Annotated in this window: 22 protein-coding genes; all 22 read left to right on the forward strand. The window is 43.5% G+C overall.

Annotated elements, in window-relative coordinates; all coding sequences use genetic code 11:
• The first annotated feature begins 2 nt into the window (after nucleotides 1-2).
• The 22 genes from G630_RS0112950 to G630_RS21850 all read left to right on the forward strand — a co-directional run bounded on the left by G630_RS0112950 (nucleotide 3) and on the right by G630_RS21850 (nucleotide 26,073).
• Nucleotides 3-656: a sugar transferase gene (locus G630_RS0112950; RefSeq protein ID WP_022762271.1), complete on the forward strand. Its 654-nt coding sequence runs from the start codon at nucleotides 3-5 to the stop codon at nucleotides 654-656.
• A 2-nt stretch (nucleotides 657-658) separates the two neighbouring features.
• Nucleotides 659-1,657: an ATP-grasp domain-containing protein gene (locus G630_RS0112955; protein WP_026498825.1), complete on the forward strand. Its 999-nt coding sequence runs from the start codon at nucleotides 659-661 to the stop codon at nucleotides 1,655-1,657.
• A 27-nt stretch (nucleotides 1,658-1,684) separates the two neighbouring features.
• Nucleotides 1,685-2,782: a glycosyltransferase family 4 protein gene (locus G630_RS0112960; protein WP_044959318.1), complete on the forward strand. Its 1,098-nt coding sequence runs from the start codon at nucleotides 1,685-1,687 to the stop codon at nucleotides 2,780-2,782.
• Between the two features lie 54 nt (nucleotides 2,783-2,836).
• Nucleotides 2,837-4,153, forward strand: coding sequence for a nucleotide sugar dehydrogenase (locus G630_RS0112965; protein WP_022762274.1), 1,317 nt, complete (start codon nucleotides 2,837-2,839; stop codon nucleotides 4,151-4,153).
• A gap of 68 nt (nucleotides 4,154-4,221) precedes the next feature.
• Nucleotides 4,222-5,025 carry a DUF2334 domain-containing protein gene (locus G630_RS0112970; protein WP_026498827.1) on the forward strand — a complete coding sequence of 268 codons (804 nt, stop codon included), beginning with the start codon at nucleotides 4,222-4,224 and terminating at the stop codon, nucleotides 5,023-5,025.
• Between the two features lie 2 nt (nucleotides 5,026-5,027).
• The gene (locus G630_RS0112975; protein WP_026498828.1) at nucleotides 5,028-6,299 is read left to right on the forward strand and encodes a glycosyltransferase family 1 protein; all 1,272 of its coding nucleotides are present in this window, start codon (nucleotides 5,028-5,030) and stop codon (nucleotides 6,297-6,299) included.
• 14 nt (nucleotides 6,300-6,313) lie between these two features.
• Complete coding sequence (gene asnB / locus G630_RS0112980; protein ID WP_026498829.1) at nucleotides 6,314-8,251, forward strand: asparagine synthase (glutamine-hydrolyzing); 1,938 nt, start codon at nucleotides 6,314-6,316, stop codon at nucleotides 8,249-8,251.
• The gene (locus tag G630_RS0112985) at nucleotides 8,248-9,501 is read left to right on the forward strand and encodes a glycosyltransferase (RefSeq protein ID WP_044959306.1); all 1,254 of its coding nucleotides are present in this window, start codon (nucleotides 8,248-8,250) and stop codon (nucleotides 9,499-9,501) included. The genes asnB and G630_RS0112985 overlap by 4 nt, the downstream gene beginning before the upstream one ends.
• Nucleotides 9,502-9,543: 42 nt before the next feature.
• Nucleotides 9,544-11,052, forward strand: a complete 1,509-nt coding sequence (locus tag G630_RS0112990; protein ID WP_026498831.1) for an MBOAT family O-acyltransferase — start codon at nucleotides 9,544-9,546, stop codon at nucleotides 11,050-11,052.
• 18 nt (nucleotides 11,053-11,070) lie between these two features.
• Complete coding sequence (locus G630_RS21835; RefSeq protein WP_049946206.1) at nucleotides 11,071-12,174, forward strand: hypothetical protein; 1,104 nt, start codon at nucleotides 11,071-11,073, stop codon at nucleotides 12,172-12,174.
• Nucleotides 12,175-12,184: 10 nt separating this feature from the next.
• Nucleotides 12,185-13,228 (forward strand): glycosyltransferase family 2 protein, encoded by a 1,044-nt coding sequence (locus G630_RS0113000; protein WP_026498832.1) that lies wholly within the window; start codon nucleotides 12,185-12,187, stop codon nucleotides 13,226-13,228.
• Nucleotides 13,229-13,262: 34 nt separating this feature from the next.
• A complete protein-coding gene (locus G630_RS0113005) occupies nucleotides 13,263-14,132 on the forward strand; it encodes an alpha-1,2-fucosyltransferase (RefSeq protein WP_022762282.1) in 870 nt (289 codons plus the stop codon).
• 37 nt (nucleotides 14,133-14,169) lie between these two features.
• Nucleotides 14,170-15,987: an ABC transporter ATP-binding protein gene (locus G630_RS0113010; protein ID WP_026498834.1), complete on the forward strand. Its 1,818-nt coding sequence runs from the start codon at nucleotides 14,170-14,172 to the stop codon at nucleotides 15,985-15,987.
• On the forward strand, nucleotides 15,956-17,152 hold the full coding sequence (locus tag G630_RS0113015) for a hypothetical protein (RefSeq protein ID WP_026498835.1): 1,197 nt from the start codon (nucleotides 15,956-15,958) through the stop codon (nucleotides 17,150-17,152). The genes G630_RS0113010 and G630_RS0113015 overlap by 32 nt, the downstream gene beginning before the upstream one ends.
• Entirely contained in the window at nucleotides 17,103-18,512 is a 1,410-nt protein-coding gene (locus tag G630_RS0113020; RefSeq protein WP_022762285.1) for a sugar transferase, read from the forward strand. The genes G630_RS0113015 and G630_RS0113020 overlap by 50 nt, the downstream gene beginning before the upstream one ends.
• A 12-nt stretch (nucleotides 18,513-18,524) precedes the next feature.
• A complete protein-coding gene (locus tag G630_RS23690) occupies nucleotides 18,525-19,559 on the forward strand; it encodes a glycosyltransferase family 2 protein (RefSeq protein WP_022762286.1) in 1,035 nt (344 codons plus the stop codon).
• Nucleotides 19,556-20,632 carry a glycosyltransferase family 2 protein gene (locus tag G630_RS23695; protein WP_022762287.1) on the forward strand — a complete coding sequence of 359 codons (1,077 nt, stop codon included), beginning with the start codon at nucleotides 19,556-19,558 and terminating at the stop codon, nucleotides 20,630-20,632. Before G630_RS23690 ends, G630_RS23695 begins: the two co-directional genes overlap by 4 nt.
• Nucleotides 20,629-22,020 (forward strand): DUF3329 domain-containing protein, encoded by a 1,392-nt coding sequence (locus tag G630_RS0113035; RefSeq protein WP_022762288.1) that lies wholly within the window; start codon nucleotides 20,629-20,631, stop codon nucleotides 22,018-22,020. The genes G630_RS23695 and G630_RS0113035 overlap by 4 nt, the downstream gene beginning before the upstream one ends.
• 19 nt (nucleotides 22,021-22,039) lie before the next feature.
• Nucleotides 22,040-23,254 carry a polysaccharide pyruvyl transferase family protein gene (locus tag G630_RS0113040; RefSeq protein ID WP_022762289.1) on the forward strand — a complete coding sequence of 405 codons (1,215 nt, stop codon included), beginning with the start codon at nucleotides 22,040-22,042 and terminating at the stop codon, nucleotides 23,252-23,254.
• Complete coding sequence (locus G630_RS0113045) at nucleotides 23,254-24,168, forward strand: alpha-1,2-fucosyltransferase (RefSeq protein ID WP_022762290.1); 915 nt, start codon at nucleotides 23,254-23,256, stop codon at nucleotides 24,166-24,168. Before G630_RS0113040 ends, G630_RS0113045 begins: the two co-directional genes overlap by 1 nt.
• Before the next feature lie 42 nt (nucleotides 24,169-24,210).
• On the forward strand, nucleotides 24,211-25,020 hold the full coding sequence (locus G630_RS0113050) for a DUF4422 domain-containing protein (RefSeq protein WP_022762291.1): 810 nt from the start codon (nucleotides 24,211-24,213) through the stop codon (nucleotides 25,018-25,020).
• Nucleotides 25,021-25,146: 126 nt separating this feature from the next.
• A complete protein-coding gene (locus G630_RS21850; protein WP_049946207.1) occupies nucleotides 25,147-26,073 on the forward strand; it encodes a LicD family protein in 927 nt (308 codons plus the stop codon).
• Nucleotides 26,074-26,075 lie beyond the last annotated feature (2 nt).

Genomic DNA, 26,075 nt, shown 5'->3' on the forward strand with positions numbered 1-26,075 from the left:
AGATGACAAATTCAGTTAAGAAAGGAAGACAGGGTATCTACAGTCTTTTCATAAAAAGGCTCATAGATATCATTCTCTCACTTCTGGTGTTGGTCTGCTTTTCATGGCTATACCTGATACTCGCGATTTTAGTACGCGTTAAGCTGGGAAGCCCGGTTATTTTTAAACAGCCGCGCCCGGGTAAGGATGAGAAGGTCTTCAATCTGTACAAATTCAGAACAATGACAGACAAGAGGGACGAGAACGGCAACCTTCTTCCCGATGAGGACAGGCTTCCGGAGTTTGGTAAAAAGCTCCGTGCCACAAGCCTTGATGAACTCCCGGAGTTCATCAATATTTTAAAAGGGGATATGAGTTTTGTCGGTCCAAGACCTCTTCTCGTTAAATATCTTCCTTTATATAATGAAGAACAAAAGAGAAGGCATGACGTTCGCCCCGGTCTTACGGGATGGGCGCAGGTCAACGGAAGAAACCTTCTTAGCTGGGAGGACCGCTTTGAGAAGGATGTCTACTACGTCGACCATCTTTCATTTTTGATGGATCTTAAGATTGTCTTTATGACAGTGGCTGTTGTATTCAAACACGATGATATCAACAGCGCCACTGATGCAACTATGGAGGCCTTCACCGGCACTCCGCCCAAGAAAGAAGAGTAAAAATGAATATTTTATTTACAAGCGTCGGAAGGCGCTGCGAACTTTTAAAAGATTTCAGACAGACACTCGGAGATAAGCTAAGGATCGTTGTTACGGATAACAGTCCCTATGCACCGGCTCCGGCCTTTGCCGATACGGCTTACAGAGTGCCGCTTATTACGGATGAAAACTATATTCCGATCATTCTCGAGATATGTAAAAAGGAAAAAATAGATGCAATAACAACTCTCATCGATCCCGAGATTTCTATTCTCGCCGATAACAGAGAGAAATTTGAGGAGCTTGGAGTTACTGTCCTTGCGCCTTACAAGGAGACCGCGGATCTTTGCTTCAATAAATTCGAGATGTTTAAGTATCTTAAGGAAAACGGTGTTCCGACAGTACTTACCTTCGGAACCTTTGCTGAGTTCAAGGAGAGCTACGACAAGGGCGAGATCAGCCTTCCTGTTTTTATTAAGCCCAGATGCGGAAGTGGAAGCGTTGGCGCGAGGAAGGTAGAGAGCATAGAGCTTCTTGAGGAGCTTACAGCCAGAAGTCCCGAGCTCATTATTCAGGAGTTTATGGACGGAAAGGACATGGATGCGGATATTTATGTTGACACCTTAACCCATGAGCCGGTTGCGATTTTTTCCAAAAAGAAGATATCAACTACCATTGGAGGAGCCAACAAAACCATCTCCTTTAAGGATGAGGCCCTCTTTGAGTTTGTTAAAAAGGCCATGAAGGTGTTCAAGTTTAACGGACCTCTGGATATGGATCTTTTTTACAAGGATGGTCAGTATTATCTCTCGGAGATTAATCCCAGATTCGGCGGGGCTTATCTCCATGCTTACGGCGCGGGTGTTGACTTCCCTTCACTTATTTATACAAATGTTGTGGAGAAGAAGGCGAACGAATCGATTATCGGTCAGTACGAAGAGGACGTCTGCATGCTCATGTATGACAGCGTTGTAATAGAAAAGCTCTCCAATCTCGAGGGCAACATGCAGGAGATAAACTAAGAACCATTATTGAAGGATCGTGAAAATATGACAATACTGATTCTTACAAATTATGCAAATGGGTTATACCTTTTCAGGAAAGAGCTTCTTAAGTCATTTCTGGATGCGGGGCATATTGTTCTTATATCCGTTCCTTATGATGAGAACTGTAAGAAACTGGAAAAATACTGCACCCGGCTTATTGATACTCCCCTGGAGAGGCATGGCAGCAATCCGATTCATGATATAGACCTGTTCAACAGATATAATTCCCTTATGAGGGAGCTTAGGCCCGATGTGGTGCTTACCTACACGATAAAGCCTAACTTATATGGCGGGCTTGCCGCAAGATTTCAGAAGATCCCATATATCACAAATATCACGGGACTAGGGATGGCTATTGAAAACGGCGGTTTTATGAGTAAAGTCCTGATAACTCTTTACAGGAGTGCCACAAAAGGTGCAAAGAAGGTCTTTTTCCAGAATGAGAGAAACAGAAAGTTCATGCAGGACAGAGGCGTTGCGCTTCATAACAGCGGGCTTCTTCCGGGATCGGGTGTCAACCTTGATGAGCATCCCTTCAGAGCCTATCCGCTGGAGAATGACGGAATACACATTCTTGCGGTCATCAGGGTGATGAAGGACAAGGGAATAGCAGAATTTTTAGAGGCTGCGGATATCATTTCGAAGAAGCATGAGAACGTGTTCTTCGACCTTGTCGGCGAGTACGAGGAGGATGAGAGGCAGATCTACGAGCCTATGATAGCTGAACTTGTGAAAAAGGGCAGCCTAACCTATCACGGACATCTCGACACGGTGGAACCCATTATGGATAAGAGCCACATAATCGTGCATCCTTCTTATCATGAGGGCATGTCGAATGTGCTTCTGGAGGCAGCAGCCTGCGGAAGGCCGATTCTATGCAGCAATATACATGGGTGCATAGAAGCTCTCGATGGCGAAAACAGCGGTTTTGCTTTTGAACCAAAGAGTACAGAGGCGCTTGTTGCAGCGATTGAGCGGATTCTGGCACTTTCTGAAAAAGACAGGGTAAAAATGGGCCGGGCCGGAAGATTGTATATTGAACAGAATTTTGACAGAAGAATTGTCACAGACGCTTATAGGGCGGAACTTGAGAGCCTGTGAGTTTGACAGACATAGTATAATAGTAGAGTAAATATATTTTTAGGAGAAAGAAAAATGAGTTTGTACGAAAAACTCCTTGCAGGCGAGGAGAAGCTTTCACTTGTAGGACTTGGTTATGTAGGAATGCCCATTGCGGTAGCATTCGCTAAGAAGATAAAGGTTGTAGGCTACGATTTCAATGCTGAAAAGGTAGCACTTTACAAAAAGGGAATCGATCCCACCAGAGAGGTCGGGGACGATGCGATTAAGAAGACAGAGGTTGACTTTACTGCCGATCCCGAGAAGCTTCGCGAGTGCAGATTTCATATCGTAGCGGTTCCGACACCGGTTAATGACGATCACACACCTGATCTTACACCCGTTGAGAGTGCCAGCAGAACACTTGGAAAGTACCTGACAAAGGGCTCCATTGTTGTATACGAGTCAACGGTTTATCCCGGAGTTACAGAGGATGTCTGCGTTCCGATTCTTGAGAAGGAGTCAGGACTTAAGTGCGGCGTCGATTTCAAGGTTGGTTACTCACCCGAGCGTATCAATCCCGGTGACAAGGTTCACAGACTTGAGACTATAGTGAAAATCGTATCCGGTATGGATAAGGAGACCCTCGAGGAGGTTGCAAACGTTTATAAGCTTGTGGCTCTCGCAGGTGTTCACGAGGCAGAGACCATTAAGGTTGCAGAGGCTGCAAAGGTTATCGAGAACAGCCAGAGAGATATCAATATCGCATTCATGAACGAGCTTTCAATGATCTTCCATCGCATGGGAATTGACACCAAGAGCGTTCTTGAGGCAGCAGGTACGAAGTGGAACTTCCTCAACTTCAAGCCCGGTCTCGTAGGCGGTCACTGCATAGGTGTAGATCCTTACTACCTCACCTATAAGGCTGAGGAGCTCGGCTATCACAGCCAGATCATTCTTTCAGGTCGCCGTATCAACGATGATATGGGAAAATATATTGCGGAGTCCTGTGTTAAGAATCTTATTGCCCAGGACCTCAATGTAAGACATGCAAGAGTAGGTATTCTTGGTTTTACCTTCAAGGAGAACTGTCCTGATACACGTAATACCAAGGTTATCGATATTTACAATGAACTTCAGGAATACGGAATCTCACCTATCGTGGTAGATCCGCAGGCCGACAGCGATGAGGCTAAGCGTCTCTATGGAATCTCCTTCAATACAATGGACGATTTCAAGGATATGGATGCGGTTATCGTTGCGGTTGCTCATGAGGACTTCCTCGGAATTACCACTGAGGATATCAAGAAGTGGTACAATCCCGAGCACAAGAGAAGAGTATTCCTTGATATAAAGGGTATCTATGACAAGAACAGCTTCGATCCTTCAGAGTTCTCATATTGGAGACTTTGATGACGAGGCAGTTATAAGCAAAAACAAATGGGGGATATGCCGCCACCGCAGCGTGGCGGCGTTATTGTATGAAGATTGTAATCAGACTTGATGATTTTTCTCCGGGTATGGATATGGGGAAATTTAGGCGGTTTAAGAGGCTTCTTGATGAGTATCATATCAAGCCTCTTATTGGCGTTGTTCCGGAAAACCGGGATCCCAAGCTGGATGCCTTTCGTGATGAGCTTGAGGAGGATAATAAGAAGCCAAAGGGCAGAGAGGAGCTTCCCGATGATAAGATTCGCGAGGAGGACTATCCTTTCTGGCATCTTGTAAGGAATCTTCAGTCCGAGGGCTGGATAATTGCCATGCACGGGCTACATCATGTGTATACCACCAAGAAGGGTGGAATGCTGCCTCTCAATAAGCAATCCGAGTTTGCGGGTATTGATCTGGAGAAACAGATTGATATGATAGCTGAGGGAAAGCGTATCCTTGGTGGACATGGTATAGCTACCGACTTTTTCATGGCACCGAGCCACAGCTACGATAAGAATACTATGACTGCTCTTGCTGAAAACGGATTCAGAAGAATAACAGATGGTTTCGGAAAGAGAGCATACAGAAGATTTGATATGACTTTCTATCCGATTTCATTTAAGAAGGATGCGGTGCTTAAGGATGAATCCGAGGGATACACAACCTTTGTTATTCATACCAATACCTTAAATGGTGACGATTTTGCCTACTATGAGAAGGTATTTGCCAGCGGAAAAGTAGTGAGCTGGGATGAATGGCTTTTGGAGGAGCCTGCGGAGGCTTCTGATTTACAGGGAATTAAAGAATATCTAATGGCACGCTTTAAATATATCGCCGTGCATAAAAGGTGGTAAAGATGGCGCAACCGATAAGAATATTACATGTTTTTGGAACACTGGGACTTGGCGGAGCGGAGAGCCGCATCATGGATCTGTACAGGCATATCGACAGAGAGCGTGTACAGTTTGACTTTTTGGTGCATGCGGATGCTGATCCAACCGGGAAGAAGTGCCCCACATCAGATGAACTTATGCTGGTGAGAAAGCCGGATTATTTTGATGATACTGTAAAAAAACTGGGCGGAAATATCTATGCAGTTCCCAGATTTCATGGGACAAATGCAAGGGATTACAAGAATGCCATAAGGATGTTCTTTATGCAGCACAGGGGAGAATGGAAGATGGTGCAAGGCCATATGACAAGTACGGCTGCCATTTATCTCCCGATCGCCAAGAGCTGTGGGATAGGAACTACCATAGCACATGCGAGAAGTGCCGGTGTTGATCCCGGATTAAAGGGCGTTGTGACAAAAATAATCAGGGCACCTCTTGCAAAAGAGGATACCTGTGATCTGAGATTTGCCTGCACGGAGAACGCTGCAAGGTCGGTATTTGGCGATACCATGACTGATGAGGGCCTTGTAAGGATTATTCCAAATGCTATTGATCTCAAGAGATTTGTTTATAATCAGGAAGTAAGAGATAAGATAAGAAAAGAGCTGGGACTCTCCAATGCCATCATAATCGGGCACGTGGGGAGATTCCATTATGCCAAAAATCATGAGTATTTGCTTAAGGTATTTGCCGAATTTCTGCGAATCCTTAACCATGATGATGCCAATTCCTTCAGTATGCTCCATGGAATGAGGATAAGGCTTCTCATGCTGGGAGAGGGCTCCCTGATGGATACCATGAAACAGCTGGCGGTAGATCTTCATATAGAAAAACACGTGATATTTTGTGGTAATAAGTCCAATGCCAATGAGTACTATCAGGCGATGGATTATTTTCTCTTCCCTTCGAGGTACGAGGGACTTCCGGGAACTGTTGTTGAGGCACAGGCAGCAGGACTTCAGTGTCTTGTCTCTGATTCAATAACACCTGAAGTTGATATAACTCCTCTTGCAAGCAGGATGAGTATTGAGGAACCTCCGGCTATGTGGGCGAGGAAGATTCTAAATGACCTTATGCTCAGGGATTACTCCGAAGGAGAGGATGAAAACGCGCTTCCTATCGGGGACAGAGAGGCCTCATCAGAGCCTTTGACAGCTATGATCAGAGAGGCTGGTTTCGATGTACGGACTCAGGCAGAGCATTTGCAGAGCTTTTATTTAACGGGAAGATTTTGATAAGGTACCGGTTCATGTGCGGAATATGCGGATTTTTTTCCAAAAACAGAATAACAGAAGATGAGCTGCGTATCATGAACAATACCATGATTCACAGAGGCCCCAATGATAACGGCGTGGAGCTCTACCCGGGGAAAGATGGCTACACCATAGGCTTTGCCCAGAGAAGACTCTCGATAAACGATTTGTCGCCCTTGGGACATCAGCCGATGAATTCTGCGGATGATAGAATATCAGTTGTTTTCAATGGGGAGATTTACAATTTCCTGGAGCTGAAGGAAGAACTTAAGGGCTATCCTTTTAAATCAACCTGTGATACAGAGGTTATTCTCGCAGGATACCTTAAGTGGGGCAAGGATTTGCCGCAGCATATACATGGTATGTTTGCGATTGCTCTCTATGACAGGGAGACGGATGAGCTGCTTCTTATCAGGGACAGGATTGGTAAAAAGCCTTTGTATTACTGGTATGAAGCCGGAAATATTGTATTTGGCTCGGAGCTTAAGCCCATTATGAAGTGCCCGGGCTTTAAGGGGGATATCAGAAAGTCGATAATTCCGCGATATCTGTATCAGCAATATATAAATGCCCCTGAGAGCATTTTTGAGAATGTATGGCAGGTTGAACCCGGACAGATGCTGGTTTTCAAAAACGGTGAGGTTACAAAGACCGGATACTGGAGCATTAAGGAAGCCTATAAAAAGGGATCGGTTTCCATGATAGAAGATTACAGCGAGGCGAAGGCAGGGCTTAAAAAACGCCTTCAAAAGTCGGTAGCTGACCGAATGATAGCGGATGTTCCTCTTGGAGCATTTTTGTCAGGTGGCTATGATTCTTCGCTTATAACAGCGCTTGCTCAGGAACACAGTGATTCACCGGTGAAGACTTTCAGTATCGGCTTTAATGTTCCGGAGTATAACGAAGCCGAGTTTGCAAAGAAGGTGGCGGAGCATCTTGGAACAGATCACACAGAGCTGTATATAGATGAGGCAGAGATGCTCGAGCTTGTGGACAGTATTCCGGATTACTATGATGAGCCCTTTGCGGATGAGTCACAGATACCGACCATGCTTGTGTGTAAGCTTGCAAGGCAGAAGGTGACAGTTGCTCTGTCGGGAGATGGCGGAGACGAGTTTTTCTGCGGATATAATGTATATGAGCATGTGGCGAAGGCCAGGGAGCTTGACCTCTTGGGCGGAGTTGTGAGCGGTGTAGGGCAGATTCCGGTAGGAAAGAATAAGCTTCTTACTAAGCTTCCGATAAAAGTGCAGGCGGTTGCAAATAACCGTGATCCCGAGACCAAGACTCAGATATCTTCTCCTGCATATATTCCCGCGGCTCACGCCTTTGTTACGGGAATTGAGGAACCGGATCAAAAGCTTACCTATGAGCAGTATGTAAACCGCAGATTCGGAGAGAGCGGACTTTTTCCGTGTCAGTATCCCGTGGAGTCCTCCTATGAGGTGGATGACTGGCAGGTAAGGCGCATGCTTCTTGATATGGACACCTATCTTCCCAGTGATATTCTTGTGAAGATGGACAGAGCTTCGATGAAATATTCGCTTGAGTGCAGATGTCCTATTATGGATACGGCTGTTATGGAATACAGTTTTTCCATACCACATGGTTTTAAATATATGAACGGAGATAAGAAGCATATCCTTAAAGATATTGCTTATGACTATATACCGAAGGAACTACTGGACAGGCCCAAGAAGGGCTTTGGAGTTCCGATGGATGCCTGGCTTAGAGGCCCCTTGAGAGATAGTCTCATTGATTTAAGTAACGAGAGTTATCTTAAAAAACAGGGGATATTTAATCCCGAATACACGTCTTCTTTTATCAGAAATTATCTTGAAAAAGGTGACGGCGGTGCTTCGACGGGCGCCAACTTCTCCAGACTTTCCTGGAGTTTTCTGAGTTTCCAAAAGTGGTATGAGAGGTACTTATGACAGGTGGCGGTAAGCTGAGAAAAAAGCATATTGCTATGTATATAGGATCGCTGAACAAGGGCGGTGCCGAGCGCGTTATGTGTAACCTTGCCGAGTATTTTTACAGCATAGGTTATAAGGTTACGCTTGCGACCACCTATCTGTCCGATGACGAGTACGAGCTCCCCGATGCCGGATGGAAAGTTCTTGAGGACGAGGATGACGAGAATGCTGTTAAGGTTTTAAGTCCCGATGAAACGGAGAGGTATGTTGACCTTACGGGCGGAGTTCCGATGGGAATCGGACGTGTATTTACTGCACTTATGCCCTACGAGCAGGGAAACAGACTGCAGAATTTTCATAGGAGAATTCAGAAGCTGACAAATACCTGGGAGAGAATAAAGCCCGATCTGATACTGTCATTTCTTGGAAAAAACAATGTTATGGCGATACAATCAGCGCTGGGACTTGATATACCCGTGGTGGTTTCGGTGAGGGCAACACCTTCGGAGGAATATGCGGGAACCGGCCTTAATCTTGCTATGAAGACTTTGTTTCCGGGGGCTGCGGGAGTTGTGGTTCAGACCAATGGGGCGATGGATTATTTCGGTTCACTGATAAAGACGAAATGTAAAGTCCTTCCAAATGCAGTCAATGAAGAATTCATAGGACACGACATCGTTCCCTTTGATGAGCGTAAAAAGGTAATAGTATCAGTAGGAAGACTTGATGAAAACAAGAACCAGAAGATACTTATAAATGCTTTTTCCTATGCTGTAAAGAAATATCCGGACTACAGGCTGGTTCTCTATGGCGACGGACCTACAAGAGACCTCTTGGAGAGACTCTGCAGGAGCCTTGGAATTCTTGATGAGACCGGTAAAGGCGCTGCCGGTAAGGTAACCTTCATGGGTAGTGTTGACAGGATTGCCGACAGAATCGCGGAGGCAGAGATATTTGTGCTGACATCCAGAACTGAGGGTATGCCCAATGCACTAATAGAGGCGATGGCCCTCGGACTTTGCTGTATTTCTACGGACTGTCCCTGCGGAGGCCCGGCAGATCTCATAGTTAATGGTAGGAACGGGATACTGATTCCCATGGAGAGCGATGTAAACATGGCGATGAATATTTTCCATGCGTTGGAGCGTATAATGGAGGATCCTACGATTGCCAGAAAGATGGCGGCATCTGCCCTTGAAGTCAGGGATAAGTATAACCCGCAGGTAATAAATGAGATGTGGCGCAAATATTTTGAAGAATTGATGTAAGAGATTTTTTATAAAAAATATTGATATTAAAGGAGATAGCGGATGCAGTTTAACTCATATATTTTCATACTGTGCTTTTTGCCGCTGTCTCTTATTTTATATTTTCTTTTCCATGATATGGGGAAGAAAAAGATGGCGATGACATCACTTCTGTTGATGTCGCTTTGGTTTTACGGATATTTTAATCCCTACTATCTTGCAATTATCTGCAGCAGTATTGTCGTAAACTATCTGCTGTCCAGAGCCATGAGTAAATACAGAAGGCCATGTTTGATAGCAGGCGTTCTTTTTAATGTAGGACTGATTTTTTATTTTAAGTACTACGATTTCTTTATCGAAAATGTTAATAGCGTTTTCGGAACCGGTTTTAATCTCAGGCATATAGTATTGCCGCTTGGAATCAGCTTTTTTACCTTTCAGCAGATATCCTTTATCGTGGATTCCTACAAGGGTGAAACCGGCGACTATTCATTTCTCGAATATGCGCTGTTTGTGTCATATTTCCCTCAGTTGGTGGCAGGTCCTATAGTACTCCATTCCGAGCTCATTCCGCAGTTCAGAGATGAAAAAAAGCACAGGATTAACTATGAAAACTTATGCCGCGGAATTATGCTGTTTTCAAGGGGACTTGCCAAAAAGATGCTGATTGCGGACACCTTCGGAAAAGCTGTGGACTTTGGCTTTTCGCAGGCAGCTCTTATTCCGGTGGGAGAGGGTGCTCTGACAATTCCCGAGATAATTATTGTTATGTTATCCTACACCTTCCAGATTTACTTTGATTTCAGCGGTTACAGCGATATGGCAACGGGACTTGGTGCGATGTTCAACCTGGATATTCCGATGAACTTCAATTCACCCTACAAGGCAATATCCATCGCAGGTTTCTGGAAGCGCTGGCACATGACACTTACAAGATTCCTTACGAATTATATTTATATTCCGCTCGGCGGTAACCGGAAGGGGAAGCTTCGAACTTATATAAATACACTTGTTGTTTTTCTGGTGAGCGGAATCTGGCACGGTGCGAACTGGACATTTATTCTGTGGGGTGTATTCCACGGATTGTTTCAGTGCATCAACAAGCTTACGCACGGAATATACAAGTCGGTTTGCGATAATGCCGCAAAACTCCCGGCGGGTAAGGTTTTTGCCGGAATAATAAAGACCGTTAGCTGGATAATAACATTTGGTATATTAAATGTGCTGTGGCTTCTTTTCAGAGCTGACAGCGTAGAGCAGTGGCTTCAGATTTTAAGAAGACTCTTTGTGCTCAATCTCGATGTGAGATCTGAGCTTATCGAGGGCTTCAGAATCCCGAGATTCAGATATGTATTGTCTGCGCTTCATCTGCCTGATACTGATAACGTGGTACTTCTTACGGGATGCGCCCTTTCGATGATTGCGGCTCTTCTGATATGCCTTTGCTGCAAAAACAATTATGGGAGAAAGTACAAGACAGATGCGGTTTCTCTCGTATTTACATGGGTGATTCTCATGGTTTGCATAGTTTCCATGAGTTCAATCTCTACATTTTTATATTTCAACTTTTAATCGGAGCAGAACTTTGTTATGAAAAGCAAAAAATGGTTTTTCTCCATCTTAATATTGTCTGTGGTTTCACTGATCCTGATAGCGGGACTGGTGTTTTTTGTGGACCCGTTTTTCCATTACAGAGCACCGAATCCCAAATTCTTCTATAAGCTTTATGATGAGAGATCGCAAAACGATGGTATAACAAAGCACTTCGACTACGACGCCATAATAACCGGGACCTCAATGGCAGAGAATTTCAAGGCATCGCAGTTGGAAGAGGGACTTGGCTTTAAGACCATAAAGGTGCCCTATTCGGGAGCTACCTATAAGGAGATAAATGACAACCTGGAGGTGGCTTATAGGAGCGGACATAACCCGCGTTATGTTTTAAGGCCTCTTGACTACACGCTTCTTGTAAGAGACAAGGATGAGCTAAGAGATGATATGGGTGAATATCCCTACTGGCTTACAAACGATATTATCTGGGATGATGTGAAATATCTTTTGAATAAGGATGTAATCGTAAGATATACAATACCTGCCATACTTGGATATTTTCAGGGGAAAAACCCCGGATATACAAATTTTGATGAATACAGTTTTACCGACGGGGAAAATATTTACGGAAAAGACCATGTTCTCCTCGGGAGAAAGAAATTTAAGGAGCCCGAAAAGTATTATCTTCCATCCGATGAAGATATGAAGATGCTCGAGGAAAATATAGAGCAGAACGTCGTTGCGCTTGCCAGAAAGCACCCCGAGACTACATTTTTATATTTCTTCCCGCCTTATTCGATGGCATACTGGGGAGCAGTTAAGGAGGATGGAGAGCTCGATAATCTGTTAATATATAAAGAGAGAGCAATAGAGCTTATGCTCGAATGTGATAACATACATATTTACAGTTTTACTACTCATACGGACATCACCGCTGACCTTGACAGATACAGGGATCAGGCGCATTACGATTATGATGTGAATTGTATGGTGATGGATACTATAATAAAATATGAGAACGGCTATGAAAACACTGACATGTTCTCGGTATCCGACAGAATTACGAAGGATAATGTCATAGAATACGTGGCAGCCGAGAGCGTACTGTTGAGTGAGTTTGATTACAACTCACTGATCAAATGACGGAGCAGTTATGAAGGATATCAGCCATTTTTATTACAAGGGAATAGAACCGGAGAGGCAGCCTCTCGTTACGGTTGCCATATCCTGCTATGATGTCGAGAAGTATATTTCAAGATGCATAGAGTCCGTACTTGCGCAGACGTATTCCAACCTGGATATTCTGATTCTGGATGACGGATCCAGGGACAGAACCGGCAATATCTGTGACTATTATCAGACGCAGGATTCCAGGATAAGGGTGGTGCATCAGAGCAATCAGGGCCCCGGAACCGCAAGGAATTATCTGCTTGATATGGCTTTCGGAGACTTCATTGCGTTTCTTGACGGCGATGATTATGTTGAGAAATACATTTATGAGTACATGGTCAGTGCAATCCTTGAGACACAGTGTCCGCTGGCTATCTGTAAGTATTATGAGAATAAGGAAGAGGATCCTGTAAAACGATATCAGCTTACTGAGGACATGCGTGCAAACAGACTTAGGATAATTCCGAGGGACGAACTTATCACCGGACTTATTGAGGAATCAGATGAACTTCCTGTCAGAAGTATGGTATGGAACAAGCTTTATCACAGAAGCATTCTGGAAGAGAGACGGTTCCCGGGAGTGATGTTTTACGAAGATAAACTGTTTACACTTCAGGTTCTCGGAGATGTGGAAGAGGCTGTGTTCATTGACACGCCGCTTTATCATTATATAATAGACAGAAAAGAAGGTCTAAGAACACAGGCGGGATTTTTCTGCATTTTTTCAGAGTGGCTTCCGTCACTACGGGATGCGAGGAACTATCTGTGCAGCATAGGCAGGGAAGATCTGGCCTGGTCACAGGATTATCTGAAATATAAGCAGCTTCTCGATTACTATTCTGAGGCCAAGCGTGACAAACTTGGTGATAAAAGTAAGTATCTTCCGGATATAACAGCGGAAATCGAGAAATGCAAAGATTCCTTTGACAAAATATACGGGTGCAGGATTGCTGACCCGAAGGAAAAAAAGCGCATGCAAAAGTTTTTGGAGCATCGCTGGACTTACGATCATTTCTATCTTAGATGATAATAATACATAATAAAAAGACGCAGGGGGAAGTATGATAATAATCAGAATGATGGGCGGTCTGGGTAACCAGATGTTTCAGTACGCCCTTTATCTTCAGCTGAAGGCATTGGGGAAAGAAGTCAAAATCGATGATGTATACGGGTTCAGGGATGATCCCCAGAGAGACCCGGTACTTGAAAAAATGTACGGAATAACTTATACGAAGGCTTCTGATGCAGAAGTTGTGGATATTACGGATTCGCATCTTGATATTTTCAGCAGAATAAGAAGAAAGCTCTTTGGCAGAAAATCACATGAATATATTGAAGAGACAGGACTCTTTGATCCCAAGGTATTTGAGTTTGAGACTGCATATCTCAACGGATATTTTCAGAGTGATAAATATTTCCCGGATAAAGAAGTACTCGCTCAGCTTCGCAGGGAATTTGTGATTAAGCCCGATGATGTGTTTACTTCGGCGGACAGCTGGGAACTTTACAGACAGATACGTGAGACGGAGTCTGTCAGCATCCATGTGAGAAGAGGAGACTATCTTCTTCCCGGAACAGTGGAGACCTTTGGCGGAATCTGTGACAATGACTATTACAAGAGAGCCATTGATCGCATGGTCAGTGAGCATCCGGATGCTATTTTCTTTGTCTTCACCAGTGATAAAGAGTGGTGCGAACAGAATGTGTCAGGTAAAAAGTTCCGTATAGTCGACACAAAAGAGGAAAACGACGATGCTGCAGATCTTCTGCTTATGAGCCTTTGCAAGCATCACATCCTTGCCAATTCAAGTTACAGCTGGTGGAGTGCGTGGATGAACGATTCACCGGAGAAGACGGTTATTGTGCCCTCAAAGTGGCTCAATACCAAGCCCATGGATGATATTTATACTTCCAGGATGACAAAAATCTGAGGGTGAAGGAATAGACGATAAAGGATAGTTTATGAGTTTGAGTAATCCGAAGGAGAATAAGGCCGAGAGTCTTAATCTCCTTTCCAAAATAAATTACATTTTTGATAAAAAGCAGAAGAGAATGCTGGTAGTTCTGGGAATCATGATAATTATCGGCGGACTTTTCGAGACTCTGGGAGTAGGAATGCTTGCTCCTGTTGCGGAGGTTATTCTTGATCCCGAGGAAGTATATAAAAAGATTGAGGGTATTCCGATCGTTAACAAAATGCCGCAGCTTCTTGGCCTTGATACCAACGCCAAGCTTATATGTGCGATACTGGCACTTCTGATCGCAATATACATAGTTAAAAACATATATCTTCTGATATTGGTATACGTTCAGAACAGCTTCATCTCCAAGACACGTAATGACATGATCTCCCGCGTAATGAGGGAATTTTTGAACAGACCTTACGAGGATTATCTTGGTGCTGATATTCCGACTGTATTTCGAATAACTGACGGAGACATCCCCAAGACCTTTTCACTGATGCTGGCGCTGCTCAATCTTTGTACCGAGCTGGTTGTTTCAACATGCCTTGGTGTTTTCCTTATTTATAAAAACTGGAAAATGGCACTTCTTATCATCGTAGTGCTTGGTGGTATGACTATGATCATTACCAGAGTCTTAAAGCCCAGGATGAATGACATAGGAAGAAAAAATCAGACTATTGCATCAAGAATTGCCAAGTGGCGAATCCAGGCAATCTATGGCTTAAAGGAAGTTAAGGTGCTGAACCGAGAGGACTTCTTTATCAGAAATTATTATGAGTCCGGTAAGATTGGTGCAGATACGGACATAAGATATACATTCCTGAATAATACGCCGAGATCCCTTATTGAGACAGTGTTTATGGTTTCAATTTTCGGATTTATGATCTGGTTTATATCAAACGGTGGAGATACAAAGGTTTTGGCGGCTCATCTTACCGTATTTGCTGTTGCTGCGGTCAGGCTCATTCCCAGCGCTACACGCATAAATACTTATGTAACAGAGATTGCTTATGAAATGCCTGCCCTGGACTTTGTGTTTAATAATCTTACCGAGTCCATGAAGGCAGATAAGAAGATGGCTGCTGAGAGAAGCGCCATAGCAGGACCTGCGCTTTCTCTTAATGACAAGATTGAGCTTAAGGGAATTACCTTTGCTTATCCCGATTCCGACAAGAATATTTTCACCGGAGCGGATATGGTGATACCTAAAGGAAAGTCTGTTGGTATCATGGGTTCCTCCGGAGCAGGAAAGTCCACTGTTGTGGATATACTTCTCGGACTTTTGCATGCACAGAAGGGTGAGATACTCTGTGACGGACAGAATATTTTCAGTAATTACGAGTCTTGGCTTGCTCAGATAGGATATATTCCACAGAGTATTTACCTTATTGATGAATCTATAAGAGACAACATTGCCTTCGGTATTGATGCTGAGGAAATAGATGAGGAGAGAATCTGGAAGGTCTGCGAGGAAGCACAGCTTTCTGAGTTTATTAAATCTCTGCCCGAGGGACTTGATACCAAGATAGGTGACAGAGGTGTGAGACTTTCAGGCGGACAGAGGCAGCGTATAGGTATCGCAAGAGCGCTGTATCACAATCCTGAGATCCTTGTGTTTGACGAGGCTACAAGTGCTCTCGATAATGAGACAGAGGCAGCAGTTATGGAGGCTATTAACAGCTTCCACGGCAAGAAGACAATGATAATAATCGCCCATAGACTTAACACCATTGAAAAGTGCGACATGATCTATGAGGTTAGCGATGAAAAGATCGTGGAGACCAGTCTTGATGGAAAGATCGTTTATCATAAAGCTACGTAATATATGTTTATATGCGGCACTGACCATAGAGCTTCTTCTTATGATCTATGAGAGAAGCACGCTGCCGCTTTCCAGTCCGAAGATGATCTTTCGCGTTAGCTTTGTTCTGACGGTTGCAGCGGTGCTTCTTACGAAATATTCGTTTAAACAATGGGTTATTATCGCTATAACGGTTGCAATAAGCGTGGTGAGCTATAAAATTACAGGGAATAATGATCTTCTTCGATTTTCATTATTTGTTATAGCCTGCAAGGATGCTGACCTCAAAATTATGCTTCGCTATATCTTTGGGGTGACTGTGGTGGGAAGCCTTATCATTGCAGCCGCATCGGTTCTGGGCATTGCCGGAGACGTGAAAATAGCCCAGGATTTCGGGCGTGATGCCGGCTCCGAGGTTAGATATGCTTTTGGCTTCGGTCATCCAAACACGCTGCAGAGTGTGATTTTTTCGATAACTGTTCTTTTGATTTATCTGATAAGGGAATTTGCTAAGTTCAAAAGAAATGTTATAATGGCAATTGCGCTTGTCCTTAATGTGCTTTTGTATTATATTACCGGATCAAGAACGGGCACGGCGCTTACAGTTTTTACCATAGTTCTGGCATTTATTGTTTATCAGTTTGGGCCACTGAAGGACACAAAGATACTCTATGTGTCAGGGGCAGTGGTTATCGGTGCCTGCGTGGCTTTTTCGGTTTGGGCAGCAGCGATCAGCAAATATGCCAGAAAGAAGAAGTATCCGTTTTATTACAAGCTTGACCGGATTCTTACAGGACGTATACAGTCATTGTATTATGACACAAAGCCTCACAAGGGGGCGCTTCAGACCTGGAGTCTTTTCGGTGACAAATTTAGCGGTAATGCTTTTTTTGATATGGGGTGGGTAAGGTTATTTTACTGGTATGGAATCATACCGGCGATACTGATCTTACTTGTTATTTTATATTTAATATATCGCTTATATCTAAACAGGGATTACGGGGTGATGATAATGATAATCTCTGTCAGCTTATTTACTCTGGTTGAAGCTAGTTTTGTTTCTTCGTTTATAGGAAGGAATTATCTGCTTCCCATAGCCGGTGTATATCTTCTAGGCGATATATGGGAGGAAAATCGTGCAGGGAAAAACAAAGTATCTGATCAATTACATACTATGGATAGTTGATATTGTATCCATAGTTGTTTCTTTTGTGCTTGCTACTTATATCCGTTTCCTGAATTTCAGGGACATGGAGGATAAGGCGCTGCACTTCTATGTATGTATCGTTATGGTACTGGTATGTACAATCTATACCTTTGCCATAGATTCCAGCAGGGGCTTTCTAAAGCGTACAGTATGGAAAGAGGGTACAGTGGTATTTAAATTCGAGTTTGTTCTTATTCTCGGAACAATTGCCATCGCCTATGCTCTCCAGTTGGCACAGCCGTTTTCCCGACTTGTTATGCTGTATTTCATCATTATCAATTCGGTACTTATGCTTGCGCTTCATCAGATTGTGAAGCTTATACTGAAGCAGTACTGGCAGAGCGGTGATGCGGCAATAAAGCTTCTTGTTGTTTCCGAAAAAGAGATCATGATGCCTACCATCAGACATCTTCAGCACAGACTTGAGTTCAATTATTCAATAGAAGGTGCAGTCTGCCTTGATGAGGATATGGAAGGCGACGAGATAAGGGGTGTCAATATTATCGCTAACAGAGAGAACCTTATCGATGTGGTAACCTCTCTTGCTGTTGATGAGATATTTATCTACACTCCGAATATCAGCCAGAAGGCACTCAATGAGACTATAGCTGCCTTTGGTGATATGGGTGTGACCGTTCACTACTGTGTAGAACTTCCCAATATTGCAGGAAGTACTTCGGTTGGCAATATCGGAACCTATTCAGTTATTTCATATATTCACGGAACAGAGAGATACAGAGCGCTCATGATCAAGCGCCTTATGGATATTGTGGGAGCCTTTGTGGGACTTCTGATAACCGCAGTTGTTACACCTTTTGTTGCGCTTGCAATTTTCATTGATGATCCCGGTCCGATCTTCTTCTCACAGATCAGAATCGGAAGAAACGGACGTAGATTCAAGATTTATAAATTCCGAAGCATGAGAACAGATGCCGAGGAGGTTAAGAAGAAGCTGGAAGCACAGAATGAAATGAACGGTCTTATGTTCAAGATGAAGGACGACCCCAGAATTACCAAGGTGGGTGCTTTTATCAGAAAGACAAGTATCGATGAGCTTCCGCAGTTCTGGAACATATTCAAGGGCGATATGAGCCTTGTGGGAACAAGGCCTCCGACCGAAGATGAGTTCAATCAGTACAACCAGTATTATCGTAGAAGAATCAGTATGACGCCCGGACTTACAGGCCTTTGGCAGGTCAGTGGACGAAGCGATATAGAAGATTTTGATGATGTAGTTAAGCTTGATCTTCAGTATATAGACAACTGGTCACTGGGACTTGACCTGAGGATTCTTATTAAGACTGTCGGTGTTGTACTTTTTGGAAGAGGCGCACATTAACGAGGGTGTTGTATGCCGGAAAAATTAGTCAGTGTCATTATTCCTGTCTATAACATAAAGGAATACTTTAAGGACTGTATTGAAAGTGTTATAAACCAGACCTACCGCGACATAGAGATAATTCTCGTAGATGACGGAGCAAGTGATGGAAGTGAAGTCATGTGCGATGATTATGCCGCAAAGGATGAGAGAATCCGCGTTATTCATAAGAAAAACGGCGGACTGGTGTCTGCGTGGAGTGCAGGTGTCAAGGAAGCTACCGGTCATTATGTCATGTTTATCGACGGCGATGACTGGGTAGATACGGACATGGTTGAATCGCTTCTTGAATTTGCTAAGCCAAATGAGGGCGTTACTGAGATCATCAGTAGTAATTATATTATTGAGAAAAAGAACGAGAAGCGTAAAGCGTCCAATGGAATGCCTGTTGGTACATATTCCGGGGCAGAACTTCGAGAAGTAAGGACAAAGCTTCTTGGAGAAGAGAACAGACCGGTTATTATGTCCAGATGCATGAAGCTTATAACAAGGGATCTTATTTTAAATAACATGAAATATTTAAATTATGATATCCGTATGGCGGAAGACGTAAATATAATGCTTCCGTGCCTTCTCGATGTAGATAGACTTGTAATTCATGATGGATTCTTCTATCACTATAGAACAATCGGTACTTCTATGGCGCATGGGTATGACGAGCGGCTGCTTGATAATATCAGGCAGGATTACGATACCTTTTCCGGAATTATGAAGGACAAGGGCGTATCCAACGGGAAAGAACAGATGGACAGAGAATATGTGAGACTCCTGTTCTTTGTTATGAAAAATTTGCTCAGGGCAGATATTCCCGGAGTAACCGGGCGCGTAAGAGAAATTTTTGATACAGAGCCCATCAGGGGCATTATAAAAAATACACCCGTTACTGTATCGGAGAAATCCAATAAGCTTCTTTATTTTGGAATGAAACACCCGATTGCACCGGTGGTTCTTCTGATAAGGGTGATAATCAGGAGCTTTGACAGAGTAACGGCGGGGGCATTCTTATGAGTACTAACGGGGGCGGACCACTTATCAGCGTCATTATACCTGCTTATAATGCACAGGAGCTTATAGAGAACTGTGTGAAGTCAGTGTGCAATCAGGTGGTATCAGATACTGTCAGAGCCTTTTTTGGTATAGCAAATGATGCAGACAGCAGCCTCTTTGAGGTTGTTATAGTTGATGACGGATCAACTGACAAAACAGGTGAGATCTGTGACAGACTCTCATCAGAGTATAATTTTATAAAAACCATTCATGTAAAAAACGGCGGTGTATCAAAAGCTAGGAATATCGGACTTGAGAATTCCTGCGGAAGGTATATCGCTTTTGTTGATGCTGATGACAGCGTGGAGGATACATATTTTGATAATCTGCTGGTGGCTGTAACAGGAGGCGATGATACTGCATCCGAAGATAGAATATCTCTTGTTATTATGGATGGTAAAATGGTAACAGATGATATTATTACCGGACGAAGGTATCTTGAGGACGGCCTCTTATGTGAAGATACCCATGTATGGGGCAAGCTTTTCAGTAGAGAGGCTCTGACAGTGGGAGGACGTGAGATTCGATTCCCTGAGGGACTTACCATAGGAGAGGATATGCTCTTTCTTATGGAATTCCTGATAGGTATCGGAGACAGGCCCGGTATCAGAGCTATTGAAGGCGGCGGATATCACTATAATTACAACGACGACGGGGCTATGCTGAAGCGTTTTACGCCTTCCTATCTGGATCAGATTACCTGCTGGGAGCGGGCTGACAAGCTTATGGAGAGCATGAATCCCGGTGTGTCCTTAGAGTCTGTCAGAAGGCTCTCCGTGATCAAGATAATGGCTGCACTTTTGGTTGTAGGAAAATTTGCTAAAATCCTCAATATGAGCGAAAATAGTGGTAGGGCTATGATTCTTGCCATGAGGGAGGAAGTGATAGGTAGGGCTAAAGGGATGATCACTGCAGCGAAAGCGGTTCCGGGAGCCTTCAGAGCACTTTCATCAGGCTATAAGGTCAAGACAGTTCTGTTTTCGGTAAGCCCTGACCTTTATATGAAACTTTACGGACAATGGAAGAAAAGATGATTAAAGAGGAAAACACCAGAAAAAGACTGTTTATATTCTCAGTAATATTGTGCTTTGTGACAATCTTTATCTATGAGTCGCTGACTCCGATGCTTATGGATGACCTTCCATATAGCAGGGAGGTTAGCAGGGCAGGGAGTTTCTTCGACCTTTTTGCGCAGGAATATAACCAGTATATGACCTGGATTGGCCGAAGCGTCGCACATTTTATGCTGAGAGCCATTATGTTTATCGATATGCATACTCTTGGAGGCAGAACATTCTTCAATATCATAGCTGCAGGTGTGTTCACGCTACTCACTGTGCTGATTTATCTGAATATCGACAGCAAAATACGATATAACGTTAAGAATTATTTGTTGGGAGTACTTCTTGTCTGGATTTTTGGCGTGTCTTTCGGTCAGACAGTACTTTGGGAAGACGGTGCCTGCAACTATCTTTTTACAACAGCAATAGTTATGGCTATGGTAACGGCATTTCGAAAGACCTACAGAAGAAGTATGTCGGGGGAGAATGCTACCGGTTTAAAATTAACCTTAGGTTTCTTTGTTTTGGGATTATTTGCCGGATGGTGTAATGAGAATACGAGCGGAGGACTCCTCCTTTTAATGATAATTCTCATATGCTATTACAAGAAGGTCTTCGTATGGACAATATCTGCAGTTATCGGTACGATCACAGGATTTGCCCTTATGCTGTTTGCTCCCGGCAACAGGATCAGAATGCAGTATATGGAGGAAAAGCATGAAGGACTTTCGGCGATACCTATAAGGTTCCTTAACATTACAACTACTCTTAAGGAAGAATTCATGCTGCTTTTAATTGCACTGGTTATTCTTTTTATATTCCTGTGGGTTCAGGGTAAAAAGTTTGAGGATATGAAAGAGATGTTTCTGTTTACATTCATATTCTTCGCAACGTCCTATTGCCTGGTGCTCACTGCAACGCCGCAGGAGAGAGTTTTCTTTGCTCCGGGAATATTCCTTACGGTTGCGCTGGTTCAGGGTTATGCGAATATTGATCCCGGCATGCCTGACCCGGAGTCGGCAAGATATGTGATTTTTAAGACCCTTAAACTTGGAATTGTGGGAGCGATGCTGGTCTATATGGTATTTACCTATATAGAATGCGGCGCAAAGCTTGTATGGATATACAGAGTGGAGCGTGAAAGGTACGAATACCTTGAGGAAATGGCAGCAAAGGGCGAAGAGAATGTAACGGTTACAATGCTTTATCCTCAGTTTGAGAACAAATATACAGCTGCTTACGAAAGTGATGTCGCCGGTGACATTGATGATGACAGATACTGGATTAATGAACTTATAGCAAATTATTATGGCTTTAAAACAGTAACCGGTGTGGATCCTGACATTTGGGAAGAAAATTGATTATACGGATGAGGGACTGATGGACAGACAACTGATTTTTTATATGCACGCCGGAAGCGGCAACCACGGCTGCGAAGCCATAGCGGATGCCACACTTTTTGCTTTGAATAAGGTAAATGAGGGTAAAAAGGGGATAGCTCCTATTATTGTTACCAATAACAGGGAGCAGGACATGCGCTACGGGCTCGGAGCAAGGGTATCCGGTGGTGAGTGCAGCATAATTGAGGAAAAACATATAGCTGAGGATTTTATACCTCATGTTATGTATTATGTCTATAGAAAAATAACGGGTGATGCAGTATCTTTTTGGCGTTATCAGTTTAAAAATGTGCTTAAGACAGCAGGAGATTATATAAGACCAATAGCTGTGTCCATTGGTGGAGATAATTACTGCTACCCCGAGATGGTTAATGATCTTAAGCTTGCACACGAAGCCTTCCTGGAAAAGGGAATGCAGTCAGTGCTCATGGGATGTTCGATAGAACCCGATACAGTTTTGGGGCTAAAGGACGACCTGATGAAATTTGATCTCATAACGGTAAGGGAATCAATTTCTTATGAGGGGATGATAGAGGGCGGAATACCGGAAGAAAAGGTTAAGCTATGTCCGGACCCTGCATTTATGCTTCCGGTGGAAAAGGGAACTCTTCCCGAAGGCTTTGAGGAAGGCAATACGATAGGCCTTAATGTCAGCCCGATGGTTCAGGGTAAAGAATCCCGCCCCGGAATAACCATGGAAAACTACAGGAATTTAATAAAACATGTGTTATCTGAAATGGACGGAGCAAAAGTAGCTCTTATTCCTCATGTGGTTTGGAGCAGCAATGATGACAGAAAACCGCTTAAAGAGCTCTATGAGGAGTTCAAAGATACCGGAAGGGTTATCCTTGCAGAGGATGCGTCTGCTCAGAAACTTAAGGGAATAATCAGCGCCTGCAGATTTTTCATAGGTGCAAGGACACATTCCACCATTGCGGCTTATTCTACCTGCGTACCTACACTGGTACTCGGATATTCGGTAAAATCAAGGGGAATAGCAAGAGACCTCTTCGGGACGGAAGAAAACTATGTGGTACCCGTACAGAAGCTACAAACAGAGACGGATCTTGTAGAGGCCTTTAAATTCATAGTCGAGAACGAAGATAATATCAGAAAAAAACTAAGTGAAATAATGCCGGAGTATAGTAGCAGAGCTGCTGATAACGTGCGTTATATAAAGGAGCTTGTCAGATAATGCTGATTATACAGATAGCAGGCGGTCTCGGAAATCAGATGCAGCAATACGCCATGTATAGAAAGCTGCTCAAAGCCGGTGCTGATAGGAATATAAAACTCGATACAAAATGGTTTGATGAGGATAAGCAGAGTGGGGTTCTGGCAAAGAGAAAGCTTGAGCTTGAGTACTTTACCGGATTGCCACTTCCTGTATGCAGCGAAAGTGAGCGGGCAAGATTTACGGACAGAAGTGTGGCAAGGAAGGTGGTGGAGAAGCTTGTTCCCGGAATGGGAAGTCGATTTACCGAGAGCTGCATGTATCATCCGGAAATATTCGAATTAAAGGATAAGTATATCGAGGGTTATTTTGCCTGCCAGAAATACTATGACGATATTATGGGTGAGTTGCAGGAGCTTTTCGTATTCCCCACACATCCTGATGAAGAGATTAATATTAAAAATATGAATCTTATGAATGAGATGGAAATGGTTCCCAGCGTAAGTGTTCACATAAGAAGAGGTGATTACCTTGATCCGGAGAATGCGGCGCTTTTTGGAAATATAGCTACAGATGCGTACTATGACAGTGCGATGGAATATTTTAAAGCAATTGATCCTGACACGCATTTCTATATTTTTACGAACGATCCGGAATATGCCAGAGAAAAGTATGCCGATCCTGGTAGATATACGATAGTAGACCATAACACAGGGAAGTATTCTCTTCTGGATATTCAGCTTATGAGTCACTGCAGGGGAAATATCTGTGCTAATTCCACATTTTCTTTCTGGGGAGCAAGACTCAACCGAAGAAAAGACAAAATACCTGTAAGAACTCTTGTAATGCGTAATAACCAACCAGTGACTCCGGAACTGATGCATGAATATTGGCCGGGGTGGGTGCTCGTGGACAAAGACGGCAAAGTGCGGTAAAATAAGCATTTAGATATTGATTGAAGGAAAAGGTACAGGCGAATGCCCGATATCAAGATTATAATCGCGACGACAAAAAAATACAGAATGCCTGACGATCCTGTTTACTTGCCTATACAGGTAGGCGCTGCCATGAAGAAGGCTGCAAATACTCCGTATATGAAGGACAATACGGGCGACAATATTTCCGAGAAAAACAGCAGTTATTGTGAGCTGACCGGACTTTATTGGGCGTGGAAGAATCTTAAGGCAGATTATATAGGGCTTGTCCATTACAGAAGATATTTTGCGTCACCGGAATCAAGAGGTGAGGATGATCCGTTCAACAGAATCATAGGTGGCGAGGAAGTTAAGAGGCTTCTGGAAAAGAGCTGTATTATTGTCCCGAAGAAAAGAAGATATTATATAGAGACACTTCAGTCGCATTATGCGCACACACATTATGTGGAGCAGCTGGATGAGACGGGAAAGGTGATAAAGGATCTCTTTCCGGAGTATATGGAGTCATTTGAGAGAGTAATGACACAGACCTCCGGGCATATGTTTAACATGATGATCATGCGCAAGGATGTGCTGGACAGATACTGTGAGTGGTTGTTCGCCATTCTTCCCGAGGTTGAGAAAAGATATCCGGAGGAAAATCTCGGAGCCTATCAGGGAAGATATATCGGCAGAATCGCAGAACTGATATTTAACGTGTGGCTCGATTACCAGATTACGTCGGGAGTTATACCGCGATATCAGATACAGGAGCTTCCCTGCGTACATATTGAGACAGTCAACTGGCTTAAAAAGGGCGGAGCTTTCCTTGCAGCAAAGTTGTTTCATAAAAAATACGGTCACAGTTTCTGAGATAAAAACAATAAGTATATAGTGAAACGGAAAACCAAAGAGGATCGCTTTTCACAGGTGATCTTCTCTTTGTTTGAGCACATTGTTTTCCAAGGAAATGCGAGTACGGATTGGGAATTTCAAAATATGCAAAAAAAGACCATAGGTGCGGATGACAGAAGGCACTTTTTTAAAACCGGTTTTCGCGGAGCACCCGGCACTTTTGAATTAAGTGACATACAATTGAAAAAGCTGCAGAAGACTCTGCTGTCAATGCTCAAGGATTTTATAGAAGTTTTTGAAGAAGAGAACATTTTCTATACTCTGAGCGGAGGCTCGGTTCTGGGAGCAATCAGACATGGAGGGTTTATCCCCTGGGATGATGATATAGATATCAACATGCCGCGGAAGGATTTCGAGCATTTAAAACGAATTTTTGATGAAAAGCTCGGAGACAGATATGTTCTTTGCGGACCTGAATTTGGCAGAGGGTATGGAATGAGCCATGTTCAGATAAAGAAAAAGGGCACCGTTTACAAGGCTTTTAATGAGCTAACGATGGAAGATACCGGAATATTCATAGATATATTTGTTCTGGAAAATACCTTTGATGATCCGATTAAGCGTAAACTTCACGGAACATTCTGCCTCATGATGGGATACATTCTGACCTGTAGGAAAACAGCCCAGGATTGGAGCGCCCTGGAGCCTTATCTTTCGGTGAACGAAGTACTAAAGAATGCTTTTATAAAGAAGATGAAAATCGGCAGACTCTTTAAATGGCGAAGCCTTGATAAAGTTGCGAGACGGGTTTTTTATTGGTATTCTTATTGTGGCGAGGATGATTCCAAGCTGGTGTGCATACCGAGTGGAAGAAAACACTATTTTGGTGAGATGTACAGACGGGAGGATATGTGTGAATCCCGGGAGTCTGTTTTTGAAGGCATGAAGGTTCGTATTCCAAAGGGGACGGAGAGATATATGGAGATTCTCTACGGCCCGGGATACATGGAAATTCCGCCGATTGAAGACAGGGAAATACATTCCGCGGTAGAACTTGATTTTGGAGAATAAAG

Origin of the sequence: Butyrivibrio sp. WCD2001 (assembly GCF_000424485.1) — a bacterium.
GTDB lineage: Bacteria > Bacillota > Clostridia > Lachnospirales > Lachnospiraceae > Butyrivibrio.

Bases quoted from the DNA above. Each gene is read 5' to 3' on its own strand.
- G630_RS0112950 (WP_022762271.1), top strand. From the start codon at position 3: ATGACAAATTCAGTTAAGAAAGGAAGACAGGGTATCTACAGTCTTTTC.
- G630_RS0112960 (WP_044959318.1), top strand. From the start codon at position 1,685: ATGACAATACTGATTCTTACAAATTATGCAAATGGGTTATACCTTTTC.
- G630_RS23695 (WP_022762287.1), top strand. From the start codon at position 19,556: ATGAGTACTAACGGGGGCGGACCACTTATCAGCGTCATTATACCTGCT.
- G630_RS0112970 (WP_026498827.1), top strand. From the start codon at position 4,222: ATGAAGATTGTAATCAGACTTGATGATTTTTCTCCGGGTATGGATATG.
- G630_RS0113040 (WP_022762289.1), top strand. From the start codon at position 22,040: ATGGACAGACAACTGATTTTTTATATGCACGCCGGAAGCGGCAACCAC.
- G630_RS0113035 (WP_022762288.1), top strand. From the start codon at position 20,629: ATGATTAAAGAGGAAAACACCAGAAAAAGACTGTTTATATTCTCAGTA.
- G630_RS0112975 (WP_026498828.1), top strand. From the start codon at position 5,028: ATGGCGCAACCGATAAGAATATTACATGTTTTTGGAACACTGGGACTT.
- G630_RS0113000 (WP_026498832.1), top strand. From the start codon at position 12,185: ATGAAGGATATCAGCCATTTTTATTACAAGGGAATAGAACCGGAGAGG.
- G630_RS0113015 (WP_026498835.1), top strand. From the start codon at position 15,956: ATGGAAAGATCGTTTATCATAAAGCTACGTAATATATGTTTATATGCG.
- G630_RS0113050 (WP_022762291.1), top strand. From the start codon at position 24,211: ATGCCCGATATCAAGATTATAATCGCGACGACAAAAAAATACAGAATG.
- G630_RS0113005 (WP_022762282.1), top strand. From the start codon at position 13,263: ATGATAATAATCAGAATGATGGGCGGTCTGGGTAACCAGATGTTTCAG.
- G630_RS0112985 (WP_044959306.1), top strand. From the start codon at position 8,248: ATGACAGGTGGCGGTAAGCTGAGAAAAAAGCATATTGCTATGTATATA.
- G630_RS0113045 (WP_022762290.1), top strand. From the start codon at position 23,254: ATGCTGATTATACAGATAGCAGGCGGTCTCGGAAATCAGATGCAGCAA.
- G630_RS0112955 (WP_026498825.1), top strand. From the start codon at position 659: ATGAATATTTTATTTACAAGCGTCGGAAGGCGCTGCGAACTTTTAAAA.
- G630_RS21835 (WP_049946206.1), top strand. From the start codon at position 11,071: ATGAAAAGCAAAAAATGGTTTTTCTCCATCTTAATATTGTCTGTGGTT.
- asnB (WP_026498829.1), top strand. From the start codon at position 6,314: ATGTGCGGAATATGCGGATTTTTTTCCAAAAACAGAATAACAGAAGAT.
- G630_RS23690 (WP_022762286.1), top strand. From the start codon at position 18,525: ATGCCGGAAAAATTAGTCAGTGTCATTATTCCTGTCTATAACATAAAG.
- G630_RS21850 (WP_049946207.1), top strand. From the start codon at position 25,147: ATGCAAAAAAAGACCATAGGTGCGGATGACAGAAGGCACTTTTTTAAA.
- G630_RS0112990 (WP_026498831.1), top strand. From the start codon at position 9,544: ATGCAGTTTAACTCATATATTTTCATACTGTGCTTTTTGCCGCTGTCT.
- G630_RS0112965 (WP_022762274.1), top strand. From the start codon at position 2,837: ATGAGTTTGTACGAAAAACTCCTTGCAGGCGAGGAGAAGCTTTCACTT.